This is a genomic window from Gordonia sp. SMJS1 (genome assembly GCF_029866425.1).
Lineage (GTDB): Bacteria > Actinomycetota > Actinomycetes > Mycobacteriales > Mycobacteriaceae > Gordonia > Gordonia hongkongensis.
In genome coordinates, this window is record NZ_CP123381.1 from 3,789,292 (window position 1) to 3,809,454 (window position 20,163).

14 protein-coding genes and 1 pseudogene are annotated in these 20,163 nt (G+C 70.3%); 7 read left to right on the forward strand and 8 right to left on the reverse strand.

Annotation, left to right across the window (positions count from 1 at the left end):
* Positions 1-38 precede the first annotated feature (38 nt).
* A complete protein-coding gene (locus tag QAD21_RS17415; protein WP_264186836.1) occupies positions 39-581 on the forward strand; it encodes a PPA1309 family protein in 543 nt (180 codons plus the stop codon).
* A 20-nt stretch (positions 582-601) separates the two neighbouring features.
* Here the strand turns inward: QAD21_RS17415 and QAD21_RS17420 are convergent, their stop codons facing one another.
* Complete coding sequence (locus QAD21_RS17420) at positions 602-1,666, reverse strand: PDZ domain-containing protein (RefSeq protein WP_280359893.1); 1,065 nt, start codon at positions 1,664-1,666, stop codon at positions 602-604.
* Positions 1,667-1,789: 123 nt separating this feature from the next.
* On the opposite strand from QAD21_RS17420, the pseudogene QAD21_RS17425 reads away from it, so the two are divergent.
* The 3 genes and pseudogenes from QAD21_RS17425 to QAD21_RS17435 all read left to right on the forward strand — a co-directional run bounded on the left by QAD21_RS17425 (position 1,790) and on the right by QAD21_RS17435 (position 5,623).
* Positions 1,790-3,261: pseudogene (locus tag QAD21_RS17425) on the forward strand (zinc-dependent metalloprotease).
* Between the two features lie 88 nt (positions 3,262-3,349).
* On the forward strand, positions 3,350-4,291 hold the full coding sequence (locus QAD21_RS17430; RefSeq protein ID WP_280359894.1) for a hypothetical protein: 942 nt from the start codon (positions 3,350-3,352) through the stop codon (positions 4,289-4,291).
* A 15-nt stretch (positions 4,292-4,306) separates the two neighbouring features.
* Positions 4,307-5,623 (forward strand): AarF/UbiB family protein, encoded by a 1,317-nt coding sequence (locus QAD21_RS17435; RefSeq protein WP_280359895.1) that lies wholly within the window; start codon positions 4,307-4,309, stop codon positions 5,621-5,623.
* 63 nt (positions 5,624-5,686) lie between these two features.
* On the opposite strand, the gene QAD21_RS17440 is transcribed toward QAD21_RS17435, so the two are convergent.
* Positions 5,687-5,977 (reverse strand): WhiB family transcriptional regulator, encoded by a 291-nt coding sequence (locus QAD21_RS17440; RefSeq protein ID WP_058251888.1) that lies wholly within the window; start codon positions 5,975-5,977, stop codon positions 5,687-5,689.
* 610 nt (positions 5,978-6,587) lie between these two features.
* The gene (locus QAD21_RS17445; RefSeq protein ID WP_280359896.1) at positions 6,588-8,735 is read right to left on the reverse strand and encodes an ATP-dependent DNA helicase UvrD2; all 2,148 of its coding nucleotides are present in this window, start codon (positions 8,733-8,735) and stop codon (positions 6,588-6,590) included.
* Positions 8,736-8,816: 81 nt separating this feature from the next.
* Between QAD21_RS17445 and QAD21_RS17450 the strand changes: the two genes are divergently transcribed.
* On the forward strand, positions 8,817-9,101 hold the full coding sequence (locus tag QAD21_RS17450) for a mycoredoxin (RefSeq protein WP_058251890.1): 285 nt from the start codon (positions 8,817-8,819) through the stop codon (positions 9,099-9,101).
* A 42-nt stretch (positions 9,102-9,143) separates the two neighbouring features.
* Here QAD21_RS17450 and nudC read toward each other — a convergent pair whose 3' ends face one another.
* The 4 genes from nudC to QAD21_RS17470 form a co-directional block, all read right to left on the reverse strand.
* The gene (nudC, locus tag QAD21_RS17455) at positions 9,144-10,079 is read right to left on the reverse strand and encodes an NAD(+) diphosphatase (protein ID WP_280361772.1); all 936 of its coding nucleotides are present in this window, start codon (positions 10,077-10,079) and stop codon (positions 9,144-9,146) included.
* Between the two features lie 31 nt (positions 10,080-10,110).
* Positions 10,111-11,181, reverse strand: coding sequence for a potassium channel family protein (locus QAD21_RS17460; protein ID WP_058252009.1), 1,071 nt, complete (start codon positions 11,179-11,181; stop codon positions 10,111-10,113).
* Between the two features lie 102 nt (positions 11,182-11,283).
* The gene (locus tag QAD21_RS17465) at positions 11,284-14,688 is read right to left on the reverse strand and encodes a UvrD-helicase domain-containing protein (protein WP_280359897.1); all 3,405 of its coding nucleotides are present in this window, start codon (positions 14,686-14,688) and stop codon (positions 11,284-11,286) included.
* A complete protein-coding gene (locus QAD21_RS17470; RefSeq protein ID WP_068970014.1) occupies positions 14,681-18,118 on the reverse strand; it encodes an ATP-dependent DNA helicase in 3,438 nt (1,145 codons plus the stop codon). Before QAD21_RS17470 ends, QAD21_RS17465 begins: the two co-directional genes overlap by 8 nt.
* 108 nt (positions 18,119-18,226) lie before the next feature.
* Here QAD21_RS17470 and QAD21_RS17475 point away from each other — a divergent pair, with 108 nt between their 5' ends.
* The gene (locus QAD21_RS17475; protein ID WP_280359898.1) at positions 18,227-19,003 is read left to right on the forward strand and encodes an alpha/beta fold hydrolase; all 777 of its coding nucleotides are present in this window, start codon (positions 18,227-18,229) and stop codon (positions 19,001-19,003) included.
* Between the two features lie 23 nt (positions 19,004-19,026).
* Positions 19,027-19,329 (forward strand): MGMT family protein, encoded by a 303-nt coding sequence (locus QAD21_RS17480; RefSeq protein ID WP_055475541.1) that lies wholly within the window; start codon positions 19,027-19,029, stop codon positions 19,327-19,329.
* A gap of 87 nt (positions 19,330-19,416) precedes the next feature.
* Here the strand turns inward: QAD21_RS17480 and QAD21_RS17485 are convergent, their stop codons facing one another.
* Positions 19,417-20,160: a sirohydrochlorin chelatase gene (locus tag QAD21_RS17485; protein WP_280359899.1), complete on the reverse strand. Its 744-nt coding sequence runs from the start codon at positions 20,158-20,160 to the stop codon at positions 19,417-19,419.
* Positions 20,161-20,163 lie beyond the last annotated feature (3 nt).

The window sequence follows — 20,163 nt, forward strand, 5'->3', positions numbered from 1 at the left end:
ACTCGCGGTCGCACCGCGATCCGGGGCAGGATGAGGACGTGCCCGACCTCCCGACGACCCCACGCGCCTTCTCCACCGACGATCTCGGCAGCGCGTTGAACGAGATCATGGAACACCTCGACTCCCGTGGCTGGGGTCAGTCACCGTCCGTGTTCGCGCTGGCGCCGACCGCCCTCCTCCACGCACAGCTTCCCGAGGTGATCTCCGACGACGGTTCGGTGTTCACCCCGGTGGAGGAAGACATCGACGACCTCGACGAGTTCCTCGCCTCGGCGGTCTGGCCGGAGGAGGTCGCCGGGGCGGCGGTGAGTATGGAGATCGTCATCGCCGATCCCGAAGACGACGACCGGACGCCCCGCTTCGTGGTCACCGACACCGGCGATCACCATCCGGGCGAGGAGGTTGCGCGGCTGGTGGTCGGGGTGCTGCGCACCGGCGCCGATCTCGCGCTGATGCGTCTTCGACCCGAACCCGACGGGGAACCCGAACTGCTGACCCACCCGCAACTGGCACTCGAACTGCGGGCCGCGTTGCGCGACACCTTCGCTCCCGATCTACCGGAGTCGTCCGACCGGGGCTGACGCGGCAGTCCTGGCAAGCCTCAGCAGCTCGGCGCCGGACGGCCCGCGCCGACCGCGTTCAGCGCGTCGACAGCGCCCTCGAGGGTGTCGACCTTCACCAGCTCCAATCCGTCCGGTCGCTCCGAGACCGCCTCGGCACAGTTGCGGGCAGGGACCAGGAAGACCGTCGCGCCGGCGTCGCGGGCGGCCCGGGTCTTGTGCGTGATCCCGCCGATGGGACCGACAACCCCCTCGTCGGTGATCGTGCCGGTGCCCGCGATGAACTTGCCGGAGGTCAGCTCGCCGGGACTCAGCTGGTCGATGACCGCGAGTGCCAGCATCATCCCCGCCGACGGTCCCCCGATGTCCCCCACGTTGTAGGTGACCTCGAGGCGCGGATCGGCATCGACCACCTCCGGAACGACGCCCAGATACCCGGCCTCGGAGTCGGCCGGATGCGCGCCGAGCGTCACCGACACGGTCTGCCGGGCACCGGCGCGGACGATCTCGATGGGCAGGACGGTCCCCGGCGGATTGTCGCCGACGACCTTCCGCAGCTGCTCGCCCGTTTCCACCGGCACGCCGCCGGCCGCCACGACCTCGTCGCCGGCGCGCAGCACGTCCACCGCGGGCCCGTCGGGTGCGACGCTCGCGATGCGCAACGCGGTGGGACGATCGAGGTAACGGAGCGCGGCGACCGTCGCGTTCTCCTCGGACCCCGTCATCTGCTGCGCGTTCTCCTGCTGGACCTGCTCGGTGGTGCGGTCGGGCGGATAGACCTGGTCGCGCGGCGTCAGCGAGTAGGTGCCCGACACCCACATGCCCAGGGCGTCGAACAGCGAGATCCCGTCCCGCACCGAGACGGTGGTGAGGTTGAGGTGGCCGGTCGTCGGATCGGTCGGCGCACCGTCGATCTGCACGACCTTGCGCTCCACCACCGCCCCGTCGTCCTCCACCTTCGTCGTACCGAGGGTGTTGAGCGTGGGTCCGGGCCCGAGCGCGGCGTAGGGCACCTGCACCTGCGTGCCGAGCACCAGCAACGCCAGCAGGACCACGGTGGAGACCGCGGCCGCGGCGATTCTCCGGAATCGGGGGCTCGAACTCATTCCGCACACGATAGTGCCCCGCAGCGACCACGAGTCGGCTGCGCCGGCGACCATGAGCCGGCTACGCGCAGGGCGAACAGTCGTCGCCGTTTGCGGGCCTCACCGGGCGGTACGGTGGAACCCATGAGTGATCTGCCCTTCGGCTTCTCGTCGTCCGGTGACGGCGATGACGACCGCGACAAGAACAGCGGCGACAAGAACAAGCCGGGCGACAATGCCGGTGGCAACCCGTTCGGCGGGGCCAACCCGTTCGGATTCGGGGGCGGGCAGGGGTTCGGCGGCGGTCCCGGCGGCGACTTCGACCCCTCGAAGTTCGATCCCAACATGATCGGCCAGATGTTCTCGCAACTGGGCAACATGTTCAGCGGTATGGGCGCGGGCATGGCGGGCGGCGGAAACGCTCCGGTGAACTACTCGGTCGCGACCAATCTCGCCCGCCAGCAGATCGGTTCGTTCACCCCGATCCTCGAGAAGGAGATCGCGGCCTCGGCCGACGCGGTCCGGCTCGCCGACGTCTGGCTCGACGACGCGACGAATTTCCCCAGCGGCGTCACCCAGACGGTGGCGTGGACACCGGTCCAATGGCTCGAGGAGTCGATGGACACGTGGAAGGGTCTGTGCGACCCGGTCGCCGAGCAGCTGGCCCGGACCTGGCAGGACAACCTCCCCGCCGAGGCGGCCCAGTTCGCCGGCCCGATGATCGGGATGCTGACCCAGATGAGCGGCATGGCGTTCGGCACCCAGCTCGGACAGGGGCTCGGTCAGCTCGCCAAGGAGGTGCTGACGTCGACCGACGTCGGGCTGCCGCTGGCGCCCGAGGGGATCGCCGTCCTGCTCCCCGAGGCGATCGCCAAGTTCGCCGAGGTCTGGAGCAGCCGGCGCAGGAGATCATCGTCTTCCTCGCCGCGCGCGAGGCCGCCCATGTGCGCCTGTTCACCCACGTCGGCTGGCTGCGTCAGCGGTTGCTGACCACCGTCGAGGAATACGCCCGCGGCATCAGTATCGATTTCAGCGGTATAACCGACGCCACCGCCGGGATCGACCCGACCCAATTGCTCTCCGACCCTTCGAAACTCGAGGAGATCATCAGTTCGTCGACGTCGTTCGAGCCGACCACGACACCTGAGCAGAAAGCGGCGCTCGGCCGTCTCGAGACCCTCCTCGCCCTCATCGAGGGCTGGGTAGAGCAGGTCGTGACCCGAGCGCTCGGCGACCGGATCCCGAGTACCGGGGCCCTCACCGAGACCATGCGACGCCGGCGCGCGTCGGGCGGGCCGGCCGAGCAGACATTCGCAACCCTCGTCGGTCTCGAGCTTCGGCCCCGCAAGGTCCGCGAGGCGTCGGAGCTGTGGCGCCGCGCGCTGGAGGCCACCGACGTCGCGACCAGGGACGGCGTGTGGGCACACCCTGATCTGCTGCCGGATGCCGATGACCTCGACAACCCTGCGGGTTTCATCGACCGGCTCCTGGGCGGCGACGATCTCGACGACCCGATCGCACAGCTCGAGAAGACCATCGCCGAGGAGAAGGCACGCGACGCCACCGACGAGTCCCGGAGCGACGACGACGACGACTCGACACGAGGCGGATCGTAGGAATCCACACCACCGGTGGAACACGCCATGTTGTGGATAACCTGCTCGCCGAGCGCCCGCGACGGCGTTCGGCTGGCAGAGTTGCCGCATGTCGCCAGCCCGGACGAGTTCCAGCGCCATCTCGGTGTCCCCCTGCGCTGTTCCGCCCGCGGTCCCGCGGCTGCTCCCGGGGACGCCCGTCATCGTCCAGCCGGGCAACTCGGTCCGCGTGGGCATCGATCCGGCCGACAGCCTGCTCCTCGACTTCGACGCCTCGGTGTCGGCGTATTCCGTCGCCGGGCTGCTTCGATCGTTGGAGGACCCGTGCACGGCGGACACCTTCGCTCGCCGCGCCCGACGGGCCGGCCTCCACGACGACGACCTCGATCTGGTCCTGAGCAGTCTGGTGTCGGCCGGCCGAGCGGTTGTCGACCGCCCGCCCACGGCCGCGGAGTTCCACATCCTGATCCATGGCCAGGGACCGATCAGCGAACAGCTGTCGAACTCGTTGCGCGGCATGGGTTTGTCAGCTCGACGGACGATGCGGCGGCTACCCGACGGGACGCTCGATGCCGTCGACACCGACCTGGTGATCCTGACCGACTTCGTCGTCCACGATCCGCGGGTGGTGTTCGCACTGACCCGCGCCCGGATCCCCCATCTGCTGGTCCGGGTCCGCGACGGGGTGGGGATCGTCGGCCCGCTGGTGCTCCCCGGACTGTCGAGTTGCCTCATGTGCGCCGACCGTCACCGGTCCGACGCGGACCCGGACTGGCCGGCCCTCGCCGTCCAGCTGATCCGGACGTCGGGTCAGGCGAGCCCGGCCGTGGTGGCGATGACCGCCGCGGTGGCCCACTCGCAGATCGAGCAATTGGTGAAGGCCGTACACGACCGGCCGCATGTGGAGCCGCGACCCGATCCGCAGCTGCTGGACCGTGTGATGGAGCTGCGAGATGACCCGACGCGGCTGGACATCAGACAATGGTCGCCGCACCCGGCCTGCGATTGTCGTCCGGCACCGGATCGGCAAGCCAGGTCGTCTATTGTGTGACGCGGAAAGGAAGCTATGACCGACATCACCAAAGGACAGGGTCGCCGCAACGCGAAACTGGCCTCTCTTCCGATCGGTATGGCCGGGCGGGCTGCTGCCGGTTTCGGCAAGCGCATGGTCGGCAGGGACAAGGACGAGGTCAACCAGGAGCTCCTGGAGAAGTCCGCCGAACAACTGTTCGCCGTTCTCGGCGAACTCAAGGGCGGCGCCATGAAGGTCGGGCAGGCGCTCTCGATCATGGAAGCCGCGATCCCCGACGAGTTCGGCGAGCCGTTCCGCGAAGCGCTCACCAAGTTGCAGGCCGACGCCCCGCCCATGCCGGCCGCGAAGGTCCACAAGGTGCTCGACCAGCAGCTCGGCACCCGGTGGCGCGAACGTTTCCGGGAATTCTCCGACGAGCCCGCGGCATCGGCGTCGATCGGACAGGTACACAAGGGAGTCTGGTCGGACGGCCGTGAGGTCGCGGTCAAGGTCCAGTACCCCGGGGCCGACCACGCATTGAAGGCCGATCTGAAGACCCTGTCCCGCATGTCCGGACTCCTGCAGCGCCTGTCCCCCGGCACCGACGTCAAGGCGATGATGGACGAACTCATCGACCGGACCGAGGCCGAACTCGATTATCTCGGCGAGGCCGACAATCAGCGCGCCTTCGCCAAGGCCTACGACGGCCATCCCGACTTCCTCATCCCCAAGGTCGTCGCGAGTGCACCCAAGGTCGTCGTCTCGGAGTGGGTCGACGGCGTCCCGCTGTCGAAGATCATCACGACCGGGGACCAGCAGACCCGCGACGACGCCGCCGCGAAGATGGCCGAATTCGAGGTCAGCTCGCCGTACCGGGTCGGACTCCTCCACGGCGATCCGCATCCGGGCAATTTCTTCCGGGCCACCGACGGGCGGTTCGGCGTACTCGACTTCGGTGCGGTCGGCCACTATCCGGAAGGCCTCCCGCCCGAGACCGGACCGATTCTCCGTCTGGCGCGGGACAAGAAGTACGACGAACTCAAAGAACTCATGATCTCCGCCGAGTTCATCCGCCCGTCCCACGCGAACAAGGTGACGAGTGCCGACCTCGAGGCCTACCTGCGTCCCTACGTCGATCCGCTCTACAGCGAGTCGTTCCACTTCACCCGGAAGTGGATGCAGCGGGCCGCGGGCAAGGCCACCGATGTTCGCGGCGAGGTGTACAAGACGTCACGAAATCTGAACGTGCCCAAGCGTTTCGTGATGGTCTTCCGCGTGCTCGGGGGCTGCGTCGGCATCGCCTCGCAGCTCGAGGCGCATGCCCCGTACCGGGCCATCATGGAGGAGTGGGTCCCCGGCCTGGGCGACTGACCCCACCCCGCAGACACGACACCGACGCCGCGAGCATTTCTGCTCGCGGCGTCGGTTTTGTTGTCAGGCAACGTTTTTACGCGGGCGACCGCGGGGACGCTTGCGTGCGATGACGGCTCCGCGCTCGAAGATCTCGCCTCCCCAGACCCCCCAGGGCTCGGATCGATCGAGTGCGGCCTGCAGGCACTGGGCCCGCAACGGGCATTCGGCGCACATGGCCTTGGCACGCTCGAGGTCACGGGGGTCTTCGGCGAACCACAGATCTGCGTCGGCGACCTGGCAGGGCAGGTCGAGCCGGGCGGTCGCTGCGCGGTCCGCCGACATACAGGACTCGAGGACGCATTCGACAGTCATTGGTTTCTCCACATCTGCTCGTTTGGGGTGTTGAACCCGAGTCCTCGATGTGGCTCTGTGTCCGAGACCCCTGGATCGGGGTGGAGATTCGGTGACAGAAAAAGAGGGCCACGGGTGTCGCCTCTGCGATTCGCCCGTGGCCCGGAATGTCTCGGAGATCTAACTCCGGGAACTTCGGAACAGAACGGGGAACCGACGCGGCGCGGGTGCTACTGCTGCTGCGGGCGGTGCGATTCGCGCGACGCGCGCTTCGGCTGCCAGGTGCAGAGCCGCCGGCGGGACGGCGACCGGGCGTGCAAAGCTCGTGCACGCTCGGGCGACCGGCATCCAGGAGCGGGTGCGACCGGTACGCGCGATGGCGGGCTGATTCGGCTTCAGCGCATGCAATTTCGGCGCATGCGTGTCGGCTGCTCTCAGGTTCGCCGCAGACTGGCAGATGCCGGCCTGGCTCACGGTGATTCCGCTCACTGATCCACTCCCTTCTGGTCTCGTGGCTTTCCGCGTTCGTGTCGGTCGTCGGTGACTGTGGCGGGCTGGTGTGACGGACGCACACGACCCATCCCCGTACTGACGGGACTCAGAGTAGACGCTGGGCCGAAACCCGCACAACCTATTTTTGACCTGCGGTTTTGACGAGTTCGATGATGTCGGCGCCGTACTCGTCGACCTTCTTCGCCCCGATTCCCGAGATCGCCACCAGCGCAGCGGTATCGGTCGGTCGTTGCTCGGCGATCGCGGTGAGGGTCTTGTCGGAGAAGACGACGAAGGCCGGCACCTTTTTCTCCTGGGCCCGCTCGCGACGCCACTCCTTGAGCGAGACCAGCAGTCCTTCGTCCAGATCCGACGGGCACCCGGCGCAGCGACCGAGCAGCGTCGCGGTCGAATCCATCAACCGGGAACCGCACACCCGGCATGTCGGTCCGCGGCGGGGCGCGCGCTCCTTCGCGATCGGCGACGCGGGCGAGTCGTCGGGCACGAGGTCGGCGAGGAACCGCGAGCGACGCCGGGCACGGCCGCCCTCGTTGCGGGCCAGGGCCCACGACAGGTGCAGGTGCTCGCGGGCACGCGTGACTCCGACATAGAACAGTCGCCGCTCTTCCTCGACCTCTTCCCAGGAGCCCTTGATCGCCTGGCTGATGGGCAGCGACCCGTCGGTGAGTCCGACGAGGAACACCGCATCCCACTCGAGTCCCTTGGCCGCGTGCAGCGACGACAGCGTCACGCCCTGCACCGTCGGGGGATGGCGCGCCTCGGCGCGGGCGGCGAGTTCGGCCGACAGTTGCGGCAGCGTCAGTTCCGGGTTCTCGGCGACCATGTCCTCGGTCAACTGGACCAGCGCTTTCAGTGATTCCCACCGGCTGCGCGCCTGCGCACCGGACGGCTGCTCCTCGCTGAGACCCAGCTCGCCCAGCACCGCGCGCACGACGTCGAGGATCTCCACGTCGGGTCTGACCTCGCGGCCAGCGACCGTCGCGAGCTGCCGCATGGCCTGCCGGACCTCGGTGCGCGCGAAGAACGCCTCGCCGCCGCGCACCTGGTACGGGATGCCCACCTCGGTCAGGGCCTGCTCGTAGTTCTCGGACTGTGCGTTGACGCGGTACAGGATCGCGATCTCGGCGGGCGCGACCCCCGATCTGATGAGGTGTTTGATCTCGATGGCGATCGCCGTCGCGGCGGCGGGCTCGTCGTCGTACTCGGCGAACTGCGGCGCCGGCCCGGGCGGGCGCTGTCCGATGAGCTGCAGGCGGGTTCCCGCGATGCGCCCCCGGGCCGCACCGATGACGCGGTTCGCCAGATCGACGACCTGCGGGGTGGACCGATAGTCGCGCTCGAGACGGACGACCGTGGCCTCCGGGAACCGGCGACTGAAATCCAAGAGATGGTTCGGCGAGGCACCGGTGAACGTGTAGATCGTCTGGTTGGCGTCACCGACGACCGTCAGGTCGTCGCGTTCCCCGAGCCAGGCGTCCAGCAGACCCTGCTGCACCGGCGTCACGTCCTGATACTCGTCGACGACGAAACACCGGTACCGCGAACGGAATTCGTCCGCGGCGCCCGGTTCGACGGTGAGGATCTGGGTCATGTAGATGAGCATGTCGTCGAAATCGAGCAACCGGTCCCCGTCGGGCGAGACCTTGGCGTCCTCGTAGTGCCCGTACACGGCCGCGACCTTCGGCGGCGGTGCCGGAGACTCGCGGCCGAGTCGGCCGACCGCCTCGACGTAGTTCTCCGGTGAGATCAGCGAGGCCTTGGCCCACTCGATCTCCGACGACAGGTCTCGCAGCGTGTCGGTCGAGGTGTCGAGGCCGGAGCGGCGAGCCGCCCGCGAGATGAGCGGGAACTTGTTGTCCAGGAGTTCCCACCGGGCGTCACCGAAGGCACGCGGCCAGAAGTACCGCAGCTGACGCATGGCGGCCGCGTGGAAGGTCTGGGCCGCGACGCTGCCCCCCGAACCGCCGACACCGAGACTGCGCAGGCGGGTGCGCATCTCGCCGGCGGCGCGGGCGGTGAAGGTGACCGCCAGGACCTGGCCGGGATTGACCTGGCCGGTGTCGACGAGGTGGGCGATGCGCCTGGTGATGGTCCGGGTCTTGCCCGTGCCCGCCCCGGCCAGCACGCACACCGGTCCGCGCGGCGCCAGGACTGCGGCGCTCTGCTCGGGATCGAGTCCCTCGACCGCGCCGCCACTCGCCGACACCGCGGCACGACGCGGGGACTCGGGTTTCGCGGCAGAAGTCGGGTGAGGCACGGCGTCCACTATGTCACCAACCACCGACGCCGCCGGCAGGCGAACAACGCGGACGGGAACAGCAGGCCCGGACATGGTGTTATGGGACCCATGAGCAACGTGATCGACGACGAGGCCGGCGCCCGCACCTCCGACTCCGGTGAGCTGACCATGTACACCACGTCGTGGTGCGGCTTCTGCGCGCGCCTGAAGCGCGGCCTCAAGAGCAGCGGTATCAGCTGGCAGGAGATCGACATCGAGCTGAACCCGGACGCCGCCGAGTTCGTGGGCAGCGTGAACGGCGGCAACCATGTCGTCCCGACCGTCCTCTATGCCGACGGCACCACCGCCACCAACCCGTCGATCGCCGACGTGAAGGCGAAGCTGGGCGTCTGAGTCCGGTCGGCCGGCGATGAGTCCAGCGCGACGGCGGCCGGTCTATCCGGCCGCCCAGGCCTCGATCATCGAACGAGCGATGGAGATCGATCCGGGGAGGCGCAGACGGTCGGCGTCGTCGGAACCCGGCGCCTCGGCGCGGGACCAGCCGTCGCCCCGGGCCAGCGCCGCCCGGACCTCGTCGCGATGGAACCACTGCGCATCGCCGATCTCGCCGTCGAGGAACGCCAACTCGTCGGCCGGGTCGCCGAGTGCGGCGAATCCCAGCATCAGCGACCGCGGGAACGGCCACGGCTGACTGCCGAGGTAGCGCGGTTCCCGCACCACGATCCCGACCTCTTCGTACACCTCGCGCAGGACGCACTGTTCGAGCGACTCCCCCGGCTCGACGAAGCCGGCCAGCGTCGAATACCAACCCTGCGGCCACACCGACTGGCGGCCGAGCAGGATGCGATCGGCGCCGTCGTGGACGACGGTGATGATCGCCGGGTCGGTCCGCGGGAACTCGTCGCGGCCGGAATCCACACTGCGCCGGACCCAACCACCGCGGGCCGGCCGGGTGACGGAACCGTCGACCGGTGAATGACTCGCGGTCGCATGCCAGTTCAGGATTCCCAGGGCGGTCGCGAGGAGCCCCGCCTCGTCGGCGGACAGTCGCGTCGCACCGCGTCGGGCGTCATCGGTCGGTCCGTCGATGTGGTCCACCCGGCGCGTCCACAGGTCGGCTCCACCGGCGCCGCCCGACCCGTCGAAGCCGAGGATCACCGCATCCCCGGGCGGCGCCTCGGCCACGGCCGGAGCCGCAACCCAGTGCAGCGCACCGGAATCGGTGACCGGGTAGCGGCCGGCCGCGTCGATCAACAGCACCTTGGCCGTCGGCCAGCCGGCGGCCATCCGCTCGGCGTCGTCGCGGATCGCGTCCGCCCGGTCGAACACCGCCCGCGACAGCAGCGGCGGCTGGGGCATGTCGAAATGCACGGTGACACGGCCTTTCTCGATCACGGAACGATCAATCGTCGTTGGGGTTCGTGCGGACGTACAGCAGCCGGTCACCGACCTCGATCTGTTCGACCTCGCTGTCGTCGACGCGGTGCAGCACACCGTTCCGCACGACACCCAGGACGATGTCGCGGGTGTGCGCGGGCGATCCGCCGGTCTCGGTCGGGTCGACCTCGCGTTCGGCGATGGCATAGCCGGCGTCCGGGGTGAGGAGGTCCTCGATCACCTCGACCACCGACGGGGTCATCGTCGCGATCCCGAGGAGGCGGCCGGCGGTCTCCGACGACACCACCACCGAGTTGGCGCCGGACTGGCGCATCAGGTGGGTGTTCTCCGACTCCCGGATCGACGCGACGATCTTCGCCCGTGGATTGAGTTCGCGGGCGGTGAGCGTGGCGAGGACCGCGGTGTCGTCGCGGCTGGTGGCGACGACGATGCTGGCGGCGTGCGCGACACCGGCGAGGCGGAGCACATCCGACTTGGTGGCATCGCCGCGCACGGTGACCAGCCCGTCGGAGGCGGCTGCCTCGAGCACGGTGGCGTCCGCGTCGACGACGACGATCTCGGAGGGCTTGATGCCGTCGCCCCGCATGGCGTCCACCGCGGTGCGGCCCTTGGTGCCGTAGCCGATGACCACGGTGTGATTGCGCACGGTATTCCTCCAACGCTGGATCTTGAGCGCCTGGCGCGACCGTTCGGTGAGCACCTCGAGGGTGGTACCGATCAGCACGATCAGGAACAGCACGCGCAACGGCGTGATGATGACGAGGTTGATGAAACGGGCGAACGGGGTGATCGGTGTGATGTCGCCGTAGCCGGTCGTGGAGAGGGTCACCGCGGAGTAGTAGAGCGCGTCCAGGTAGGACAGCTCGTTGTCCTGGGCATCGCGATAGCCGGCGCGATCCAGCCAGACCACGACCGAGGTGAACAACAGCGCCAGGGTCGCCCAGAAGACGCGCCGACCGATCGCCCGGCTCGGGCTCTGCTGGAGTTCGGGGATGCGGACGACGCCGACCAGTGCGTGGTCGGGCCGGTTGGCCAGCTCGGTACCGCCGAAGCGTCGGCGCAGACGGTTAGCCACCGGCACGCACGCGCACGTCGAGTTCGCTCACACGCTGCAATGTAGCCCACCTCGGGGCATCACAAGGCATGTGGCGGGAGCTGTCCCGGGGCACCGGCGCGCTCAGCGGGCCAGCTTCGCGGCGAGGGTCGCCTCGTCGGGCAGGTCGTCGGCCTCCAGGGTGTGCCCGTCGCGCACATAGTGGAACGCGGCGCGGACCTTGGTCGGCTCCACCCCGGCCAGCTGCGCCCACGCCAGGCGGTACGCGGCGAGCTGGATGAAGAGTGATTCCCGGCGGGCGGGTTCGGGGATCACACCGGTCTTCCAGTCCACGACCGTCCACGAACCGTCCTTCTCGGCGAAGACCGCGTCGATCCGTCCGCGCACGACGATCCCGCCGATGACGGTCTCGAAGGGCACCTCCACCTCGGTCGGGCTGCGATTCGCCCAGGGCGAGGAGAGGAACGCGGCCCGTAGTTCCTCGAGATCGGCGTCGGGACTCGCGGTCGCGTCGGCGGCGCCGGGCAGTTCGTCGATGTCGAGGAGCCGTGTCGCCCCGAACCAGCGTTCCACCCAGGCGTGGAACGCGGTGCCGCGCCGGGCCATCGGATTGGGCCGGAACGGGGTGGGCCGGCGGAGCCGACGAGCGAACTCGGCCTCGTCGGCGTCCAGTTCGACCAGCTGGCTGACGGACAGATGGGTCGGCAACGACACCTCGACGAGCGCCTGGTTGGCCTGATGATGCTCGGCGAGCAGGGCCGACACCTCGGCCTCCCACGCCCCGATCTCGTCCGCGGGATCGACCGGTGACGCGGCGCCGGATTCGGCGCCGACGGAATCGGAATGCACGGCCGGTGCGTCGAACAGCGCGGGCGCCGCGCGGCCGGCGATGGCGTCGGCGACCAGATCGGCCGCCCGCTGTACCGAGTCGCGGCGGCCGGCGAGCGGATCGCGCGGCCACGGCGCCGCGATCGCGCGTTCGGCCAACGGATTCGGGCTGTCCGGCTCGGGCGGTGGCGTCCGCACCGCGATCGACAGACCGGTCGAGTCGACGCTCGGGTCGGCGATCGCCTCATCGATGCCGGTCATCAACTCGTCGAAGAAATCCGAACCGCCGCGCGGCTTGTCGCCGGTCTCCGACCAGTGGTGGGCCGAGATCAGCAGGTCGTGCCGGGCGCGGGTGAGCGCCACATAGAGCAGCCGCCGATCTTCCTCGAGTCGCCGTTCGCCGATCGCGGCCTTGTGGTCGGTCAGGGCGTCCTCGAGCTGCTTGCGGTCGGCGACGGTGTCGATCTTCAGGATCGGGAACCCCTCCGGCGCACCGTCGGCCGCCTCGGCCGGGATCGCCAGATCGCCGCGCAGGTCCGCCGGGAGTTCGCGCGCACTGCCCAGCCATGTGGTGTCGGCCTTGGCGCTGGGGAAGATCCCCTTCGCCAGGTGCGGGATCGCGACGACATCCCACTCGAGGCCCTTGGCCGCGTGCACGGTGAGGATCTGCACCCGCTGTTCGGCCACCTCGATGCGGCCCGGTTCGAGACCCTTCTCGATGGTCTCGGCAGCATCCAGGAAGGCGAGCAGCCCAGGCAGATTCGCTCCCGGACGATCGGCGTAATGACTGACGTAGTCGGCGAAGGCGTCGAGATGTTCGCGGCCGGTGATCGCACCCCGCATGCGGCGCGCCCGGATCTGCGCCTCGACGCCGACCCCGATCGTGTTCTCCACGTCGGCGACGAGTTCGGGCAGTGGTTGTCCGATGCGACGGCGCAGTGACTCCAACTGCGCCCCGAACGCCCGGATGCGGGCGTAACCCTCGGGGCTGTAGTCGGTGGGTTCGCCCGGGTCGACGACGGCGTCGGCGATGCCCGCCCGGTCGACGATCTCGGTGGGCAGCACCGCATCGAGTGCGGCGTCGAGCGCTTCCCTGCTGGTGACCACCCCGCCCGCCTCGGCGAAGCTCTCCGCCGCCAGGTTGGTGGCCCGACGCCAGAGCGCGGCGAGGTCCTTGGCGCCGAGCCGCCAGCGGGCCCCGGTGAGCAGACGCATGACCGCGGTCCCGGCCATCGGGTCGGCCATCACGCGCAGGGTCGCGACGATGTCCTCGATCTCCGGGACGTGCAGCAGCCCGCCGATGCCGACCACCTCGGTGGGGATGCCCCGACTCTCGAGCTCGGCGGCCAGCGGCGCCGAATCCTCGTTGCGGCGCACCAGGATCGCGGTGGTCGGCGGCGCGACGTCTGCGGCCTCGGCCGCCTGGTAGCGTTCCTCGATGGCGTCGGCGATCCAGTTCCGTTCGTCCAGAACCGTTTCGGTCAGGGCGATCGACGCCGTTCCGTCCGGGGCATCGGGACGCGGCCGGAGCACACTGACCGGGATACCGCGGCGTCGGAGCTCCGCGGAGATCTGATTCGCCAACCGCAAGCCCTGGGCCGAGTTGCGCCAGCTGGTGAGCAGTTCGAGGCGCCGGGCCGGGGTCCCGTCGGGTCGTGGGAAGTCGCGCGCGAACCGCGGCAGGTTGGCCGCCGAGGCGCCACGCCACCCGTAGATGGACTGGATGGGGTCGCCGACCGAGGTGACCGCGACCGGCGCGCGGCCGTGCCCGCCGAACAGGGTCGACAGCAACACCCGTTGCGAGTGGCCGGTGTCCTGGTACTCGTCGAGGAGAACCGCGCGGAAGGCGGTGCGCTCGGCGGTCACGACCTCGGAATTGGACACCACCAGCCGTGCCGCCAGCGACATCTGGCTGCCGAAGTCGAGCGCGGACTGGGCGCGCATCGTCTCGCCCAGCGCTATGACCATCGGGATCAGCTCGCGACGTTCGTCGATGACCTCCTGGACCTTCAGCAGCGCCTGGGTCGGTTTGTCACGCTGCTTGGGGCCCTTCGGGAGGGTGTCGACGAGTTCGTACAGCGTCGAACCCGCCTGCGCGAGGTCGGCGATGTCGACGAGGTGCTCGGACATCTCGCCGTACAGCTTGAGCACCGCCTCGGTGACACTCGCCGGCACCTTCTTGGTGTTCAGCTCGCCCGGCCACGCGGAGACGAGGGAGAACGCGAGCTGCCAGAGCTCGGTCTCGGTGAGCAGCGTCGACGACGGTTCCACCGGCAGCAGCAGCCCGTAGTCGGCGATCAACCGGCCGGCGTAGGCGTGATAGGTGCTCACCTCGGGGTCGGCGCCGCGCAGGCGGGCGGCCAACGCGCCGTCGGGATCCCAGTTCCGCAGCGCCGGCGACCCGGCAAGCATCGAGAGCCGACGCCGGATGCGGGCGCCGAGTTCGCTCGCGGCCTTGCGCGTGAAGGTGAGTCCGAGGATCTCGTCGGGGGCCACGAGCTGGTTGGCCACCAGCCACACCACGCGTGAGGCCATCGTCTCGGTCTTGCCGGCCCCGGCTCCGGCGACGACGAGCATCGGCTCCATGGGTGCCTCGATCACGGCCACCTGCTCGGGCGTGGGATCGGGCAGACCCAGCGCCGCGGCCAGCGACTTCGCCCCGACCATCGGCCGTTCGGTCCGATCCTGCAGGTCAGTCATCGGTGACCGCCTTCCCCGGGATCTGGGCCGGACAGCTGGTGGTGAGGTTGCAGTGCACACAGCCCGGGTTGGGCGTCGCGCTGTACGTCGGACCGATACTCGCCCGGGCCGCGCGACGCACCACCCCGATCCACTCGTCCAGCAACTCCGGCGTGAGCGGCGACTGAACACGCTCGGCCGCACCGGAATTGCGGTTCGCGGTCGACACGTAGACGAGTCGGGCGCCGCCCGGCGCGGCGTCGCCGAACTGGGGCACGCCGCCGTGCGCCAACGCCACCTGATAGGCCGCCATCTGCGCGTGCTCGTCGGCGTCGGCCTTGGTGATGGGGTTCTTCGAGGTCTTCACGTCGACGACGACCGGGCGGCCGGCGCCATCGGTCTCGAGGCGGTCGACACGCCCGCGCAGACGGACCGCGGGCTCGTCGGAATCCGGCCCCGACGCCGCGGGAATGGTTGCGTCGATCGGCAATTCGACGCCCACCTCCTCGAGATCGGCACGCGAGATGCGCAGCCACTCCCGGAAGTGCCCCAGCATGCCCTCGGCCCGTTCGAGTTCGCGAGCCGAGTACCAGCCCGCCCCGGTGTCGACCCGTTCCCAGATGCCGCGCAGCGCCGCCGTCACCTCAGCCGGGTCGAGCTGGCCTGCCACCGCCTGGACGAGCGTGTGCACGAGACTGCCGGTCAGCGCGGGGGTGCCGTCGCCGTCGCGGCCGCCGTTGCGTTCGAGCACCCACCGCAGCGAACAGCGGGTCAGTGCATCGACATTCGACGGTGAGAGCGTCAGCGCCCCCGACTCCGGCGTCCACAGCGGATCGTCGGTGCTGGGTGCGGCGAGCCCGAACCAGTCGCGCGGGTGCGCACCCGGGATGTCGGAGTCGGCGAGCTCGGCCAGCAGACGCGCCGCGGCCTTCGTCCGGGGTGCATCGGGTTCGTCGACGCCGGCGATCACCGCCGACCGCAGTGTCGCGACGAGGGACGGCAACGAGAGCACCCGGTCGACGCCTGGATCGAGCCGTACCTCGGCGCGGGCCGACTCGGCCGGATCGTCGTTGTCCCCCACCAGATCTGCGAGCTCGGTGATGAACCGCGACGGCGAGGCGTCCCCGCTGCCGTCCTCGACCGCGGTCACGAGCAGCCGGCTTCGCGCCCTGGTGCAGGCGACGAGGAAGAGCCGGCGCTCGTCGGCGAGTGCCGTCGCCCCACGGGCGACGGTGTCCACGGCGTCGGCGGCCATACCGTCGAGGAGGTCGACGAGTTGCCCGGTGGCGAGAACGCCACCCCGGCTGCGCAGCGACGGCCACAGTCCGTCCTGGACCCCGGCGACGGCGACGACCTCCCATTCCCGCCCCACCGCGGCGTGCGCGGACAGCACGGTCACCGACTCGGTTGCGGCGGTGGCTGTTCGGCTGTCGCGCGGGATCTGCAACTGGGACAGGTAGTGCACGAATCCGGCGGGCCCGGCCGCGGGCAGCGTGTCGGTGAAATCCGCGGCGGATTCGAACATCGCCATGACCGCGTCGAGGTCGCGGTCGGCCTGTTCACCGGCCGGGCCGCCGCGGACCGCCGATGCCGCCCACCGCCGCTCGAGTCCCGTGGCCTGCCACGCCGCCCACAGGGTCTCCTCGATCCCGCGGCGCGCGTCATGGACCCGCTGGGCCGCACCGACGACGTCCAGCACGCGGGCCAGCGGCGCCGCCTCGGTCTCGGTGAGCCGTCGGCGATAGCGCGCGCCGACCTCGGGGTCGAGGATGGCGCGGGTCAGCGACGTGAGCGAATCCGGTTGTCCTGCTGGGTCATCGGCATCGTCGAGACGCCGCACACCGCGTCGGAGACGGCGCATCGAGCCCGGGTCGGCCGCCCCGATCGGACCGGACAGCAACGTGAGCGTGTCCTCGGTGCTGAAGAGCTCGCTGGTGAACAGGTCGGTGGTCTCCGGGTCGGTGGTGTCGGGCAGGTCGGCATCTGCTCCCGCGGCCGCCCGCGCGGCGACGGCGCGCAGCACCAGCATCAGTCCGATGACGGCTCGTTGCCGATGCAGGGGCAGGTCGCTCGCGGGCGTCGTCAGGGGTACGCCCGCGGACCGGAAGGCGCGTCGGAGCGGCGGCAGGGCCAGTGACACCGACCGGACGACGACCGCCATCTGCGACCACGGGACCCCGTCGAACAGATGCGCACGCCGCAGGAGGTCGGCGATGGCGGTGGCCTCTTTCGCGGCAGACCCGTACACGCGCACCGCGGCCGCGCCTCCCCCATCGGCCGCGCCCGGGTCGGCGTCGGCCGAATCCGTCACCGGGTCGGGATACGGGTGCGGGCGAGCGCCGGGCAGCCGGGCGGCGATCGCGCGCCCGAGGCGGGACAGCTCGGGCCGGGCGCGGTGATCGTGTTCCAGCAGGATGTCGAGCGGGCTGCCCGGTTCGGCCAGCCCGTCCGCGAATCGCGGACTCGCACCCCGGAATCCGAACACGGACTGGTCGGTGTCGGCGGCGATGATCGTCGAGAGGGTTCCGGTGCCGACCAGCGTGATGAGCTGCGCCGCCTGCGGGTCGAGATGCTGCGCGTCATCGACCAGCAGATGCCGGATACGACGACGCTCGCCGCTCAGCAGGTCGGGATCGGTGGCGAAGGCCGACAGGGCCGACCCGATCAATTCGGCCGCGTCGACCGCGGGCGCCGAGGCCCCCGGGGTCTCGAGCCCGACCGCCCCGCGCAGCAGCATGTTCTGCTCGTACTGCGCGTAGGCCCGGGCGGCCGCGGCCCACTCCGGTCGTTTGTGCGTACGCCCCAGCGCGGCAAGCTCTTCCGGACCCACCCCGCGTTCGGCGGCGCGCATCATCAGGTCGCGCAACGCCTGGGCGAACCCGTCGGTGCCCAGCGCGGGCCGTAGGTGGGCAGGCCAGTACCCGGCGCCGTCCTCGATGTCACCGGCGAGCAGTTCACGCAGGACGACATCCTGTTCGGACCCCGTGATGAGGCGCGGCGGCGGATTGTTGTGGGCCTGCGCCTGTAAGCGGAGGATCGCGAAGGCGTAGGAGTGCACGGTCCGCACCAGTGGCTCGCGCAGCGCACCGCCGAGCACCCGGCGACCGCTCGAGCCCGCGGACAGGACGCGCCGGGTGATCTCCTCCCGGAGCGCGACGGCGGCGCGTCGGCTCGACGCCAGGACGAGGACCGACTCCGGATCGGTGGCGGGGTCGAGCAGGCGGGCGACCGCGGCGTCGACGATCAGCGCGGTCTTTCCGCTCCCGGGGCCGCCGTGCACCCGCACCGGGCGCCACGCCTGCTCCTCGTCCGCCGGCCGACTCGTGGGCGGGTCGATCACCTGCGCCACCGACGGTGGCCAGTACCGGGTCCGGTCCGTCGGGTCGGGGGCCGCGACGAGTCGCGCACGCAGCGCGCTCCGCGGGGTCTGGGCACCCGGTTTCCGACTCATGCACCCATCGAATCACGGCCCACCGACGGCCTCGTCGGCCGTGCCCGCGACCTGTGTCCCCGCGACCTGTGTCAGAGTCCGCCGCGCGGCGTACGGCAGGATGGACGGGTGACAGCTCTCAACACGCATGTCTTCGGCAGCGGTCCTGCGGTTCTCGCGATCCACGGACTCACCGGGCACGGCCGCCGCTGGGCAGCGCTGACCGATCACCTCCCCGGCGTGCGCCTCGTCGCGCCGGATCTGATCGGTCACGGCCGGTCCCCGTGGCGACCGCCATGGAGCATCGAGCACCAGGTGCGGGCGTTGTCCGCGGTGATCGACGAACACATCCCCGCCGATGAGCATCCGGTGGTCGTCGTGGGTCACTCGTTCGGTGGCGCGCTGGCGTTGCACCTGGCCAACCGCCGCCCGGATGCGGTGAAGGGGCTGGTGCTGCTCGACCCCGCGCAGGGCCTCGACCCCGAATTCGCGCTCGACGTGGCCACCGACAGTCTCGACAACTGGGACTACGCGGATGCCGACACCGCCCGCGCCGCGAAACGTGCGGAGGGCTGGGCCTCCGTTCCCGACCAGCTCATGGAGGCCGAACTCGCCGAACACCTCCGTCCCCCGGCCGCGCGCCGGGTCGGCTGGCGGGTGAGCGCACCCGCCGCAGCGGCGTCGTGGAGCGAGATGGCAAGGCCCGCAGTGCTTCCGCCGCCAGGTGTGCCCACCCACGTGGTGGTCGCCGACCAGGTCCAGCCCCCGTTCGTGCGGCCGGCCTTCCTCGATGCGTGCGCGAGCGAGCGCAGCGACGAGGTCACCGTCCACCATGCCGACTGCGGCCACATGGTGCCGTTCCTCGAGCCCGGGCTCGCGGCCGCGCTGGTCCGATCGCTGCTGTAGCGACGACATCTGTCGAGGCGACGATGGCAGCCATCACCGAGGAGCAGGTCGAACAGGTCCGCGCACTCGTGTCGGCCATTCCGGCCGGCCAGGTGAGCACTTACGGCGACCTGGCCGCCGCGGCCGGGTTGTCGAGCCCGCGGATCGTCGGCTGGATCATGCGGACCGATTCGGCCGACCTGCCCTGGCACCGTGTGGTGCCCGCCGGCGGCCGGCCGGCGCCGCATCTCGCGACTCGTCAGCTGGAACGGCTGCGGGCGGAGGGTGTTCCGGTCACCGACGGGCGAATCCGACTGCGCGAGTGCCGGTGGGACCCCGCCACGTGACCGACCCGCAAACCCACCTGTTCTCGGCATACCCACCCCCTTGGAGGGTGCTGGATATGCCGAAAAAGGGTGGGTTTGCGGGGCAGCTCAGACGTGGCGCGGGACCGGCATACGTCGGTACGGACTGATGGCCGCACGCATCCGCGTCACGATCAGGTCGACGATCCTGGGGTCCGGCCCCAGGGGTGCGGCGACCGCGTCCGCGCCGTAGGTGCTCAGGCGCTGATGGAACAGGCCCGGGGCGAGGAGGTGGCTGGCGATCACGACCCGCCGTCCCGTGCGCCGGGCCCGCTCGACGGCCTCGGGCACAGTGGGGGTCGCGGTCGTGATGAACCCGACCTCGACCCGTCCGCCGATCAGCGATTCCAGCTGCCGGGCGGCCAGATGAACCTGCCCGCAGGCACTCTCGTCCGATGACCCGGCGGCGGCGAGCACGACCGCATCGCCCGGTTCCCAGCCCGCTTCGGCCAGACGGAGTCGGGCGACCGAGGCGATGGCCGGATCGGGACCCAGCGCCCGGGTGACGACGGTGTCCGCCCGGCCGGCGGCCGCGACGTGTTCGGGCAGGTCCTTGCGGACGTGGTAGCCCGAGGCGAGGAACGCGGGCACCAGCACCGCCGGACGCTCCAGGTCGGCGATGACCTCGCTCGGCGTCGGTCCGAGGACGTCGACGAATGCGGTGCGGGTGAGCCCGATGCGGTTGCTGACGGCTTCGGCGATCTGGGCGATGACGTTGACCCCGTGCGGGTTACGAGTCCCGTGCGCGACCAGGACGGGGCTGTACCCCTGCAACCGGTCACCGTGCGGAAGCCGTACATGGTTGTCGTGCATGTG

Bases quoted from the DNA above. Each gene is read 5' to 3' on its own strand.
- QAD21_RS17420 (WP_280359893.1), bottom strand. From the start codon at position 1,666: ATGAGTTCGAGCCCCCGATTCCGGAGAATCGCCGCGGCCGCGGTCTCC.
- QAD21_RS17440 (WP_058251888.1), bottom strand. From the start codon at position 5,977: ATGACTGTCGAATGCGTCCTCGAGTCCTGTATGTCGGCGGACCGCGCA.
- QAD21_RS17430 (WP_280359894.1), top strand. From the start codon at position 3,350: ATGTCGCCAGCCCGGACGAGTTCCAGCGCCATCTCGGTGTCCCCCTGC.
- QAD21_RS17485 (WP_280359899.1), bottom strand. From the start codon at position 20,160: ATGCACGACAACCATGTACGGCTTCCGCACGGTGACCGGTTGCAGGGG.
- QAD21_RS17470 (WP_068970014.1), bottom strand. From the start codon at position 18,118: ATGAGTCGGAAACCGGGTGCCCAGACCCCGCGGAGCGCGCTGCGTGCG.
- QAD21_RS17465 (WP_280359897.1), bottom strand. From the start codon at position 14,688: ATGACTGACCTGCAGGATCGGACCGAACGGCCGATGGTCGGGGCGAAG.
- QAD21_RS17450 (WP_058251890.1), top strand. From the start codon at position 8,817: ATGAGCAACGTGATCGACGACGAGGCCGGCGCCCGCACCTCCGACTCC.
- QAD21_RS17480 (WP_055475541.1), top strand. From the start codon at position 19,027: ATGGCAGCCATCACCGAGGAGCAGGTCGAACAGGTCCGCGCACTCGTG.
- QAD21_RS17435 (WP_280359895.1), top strand. From the start codon at position 4,307: ATGACCGACATCACCAAAGGACAGGGTCGCCGCAACGCGAAACTGGCC.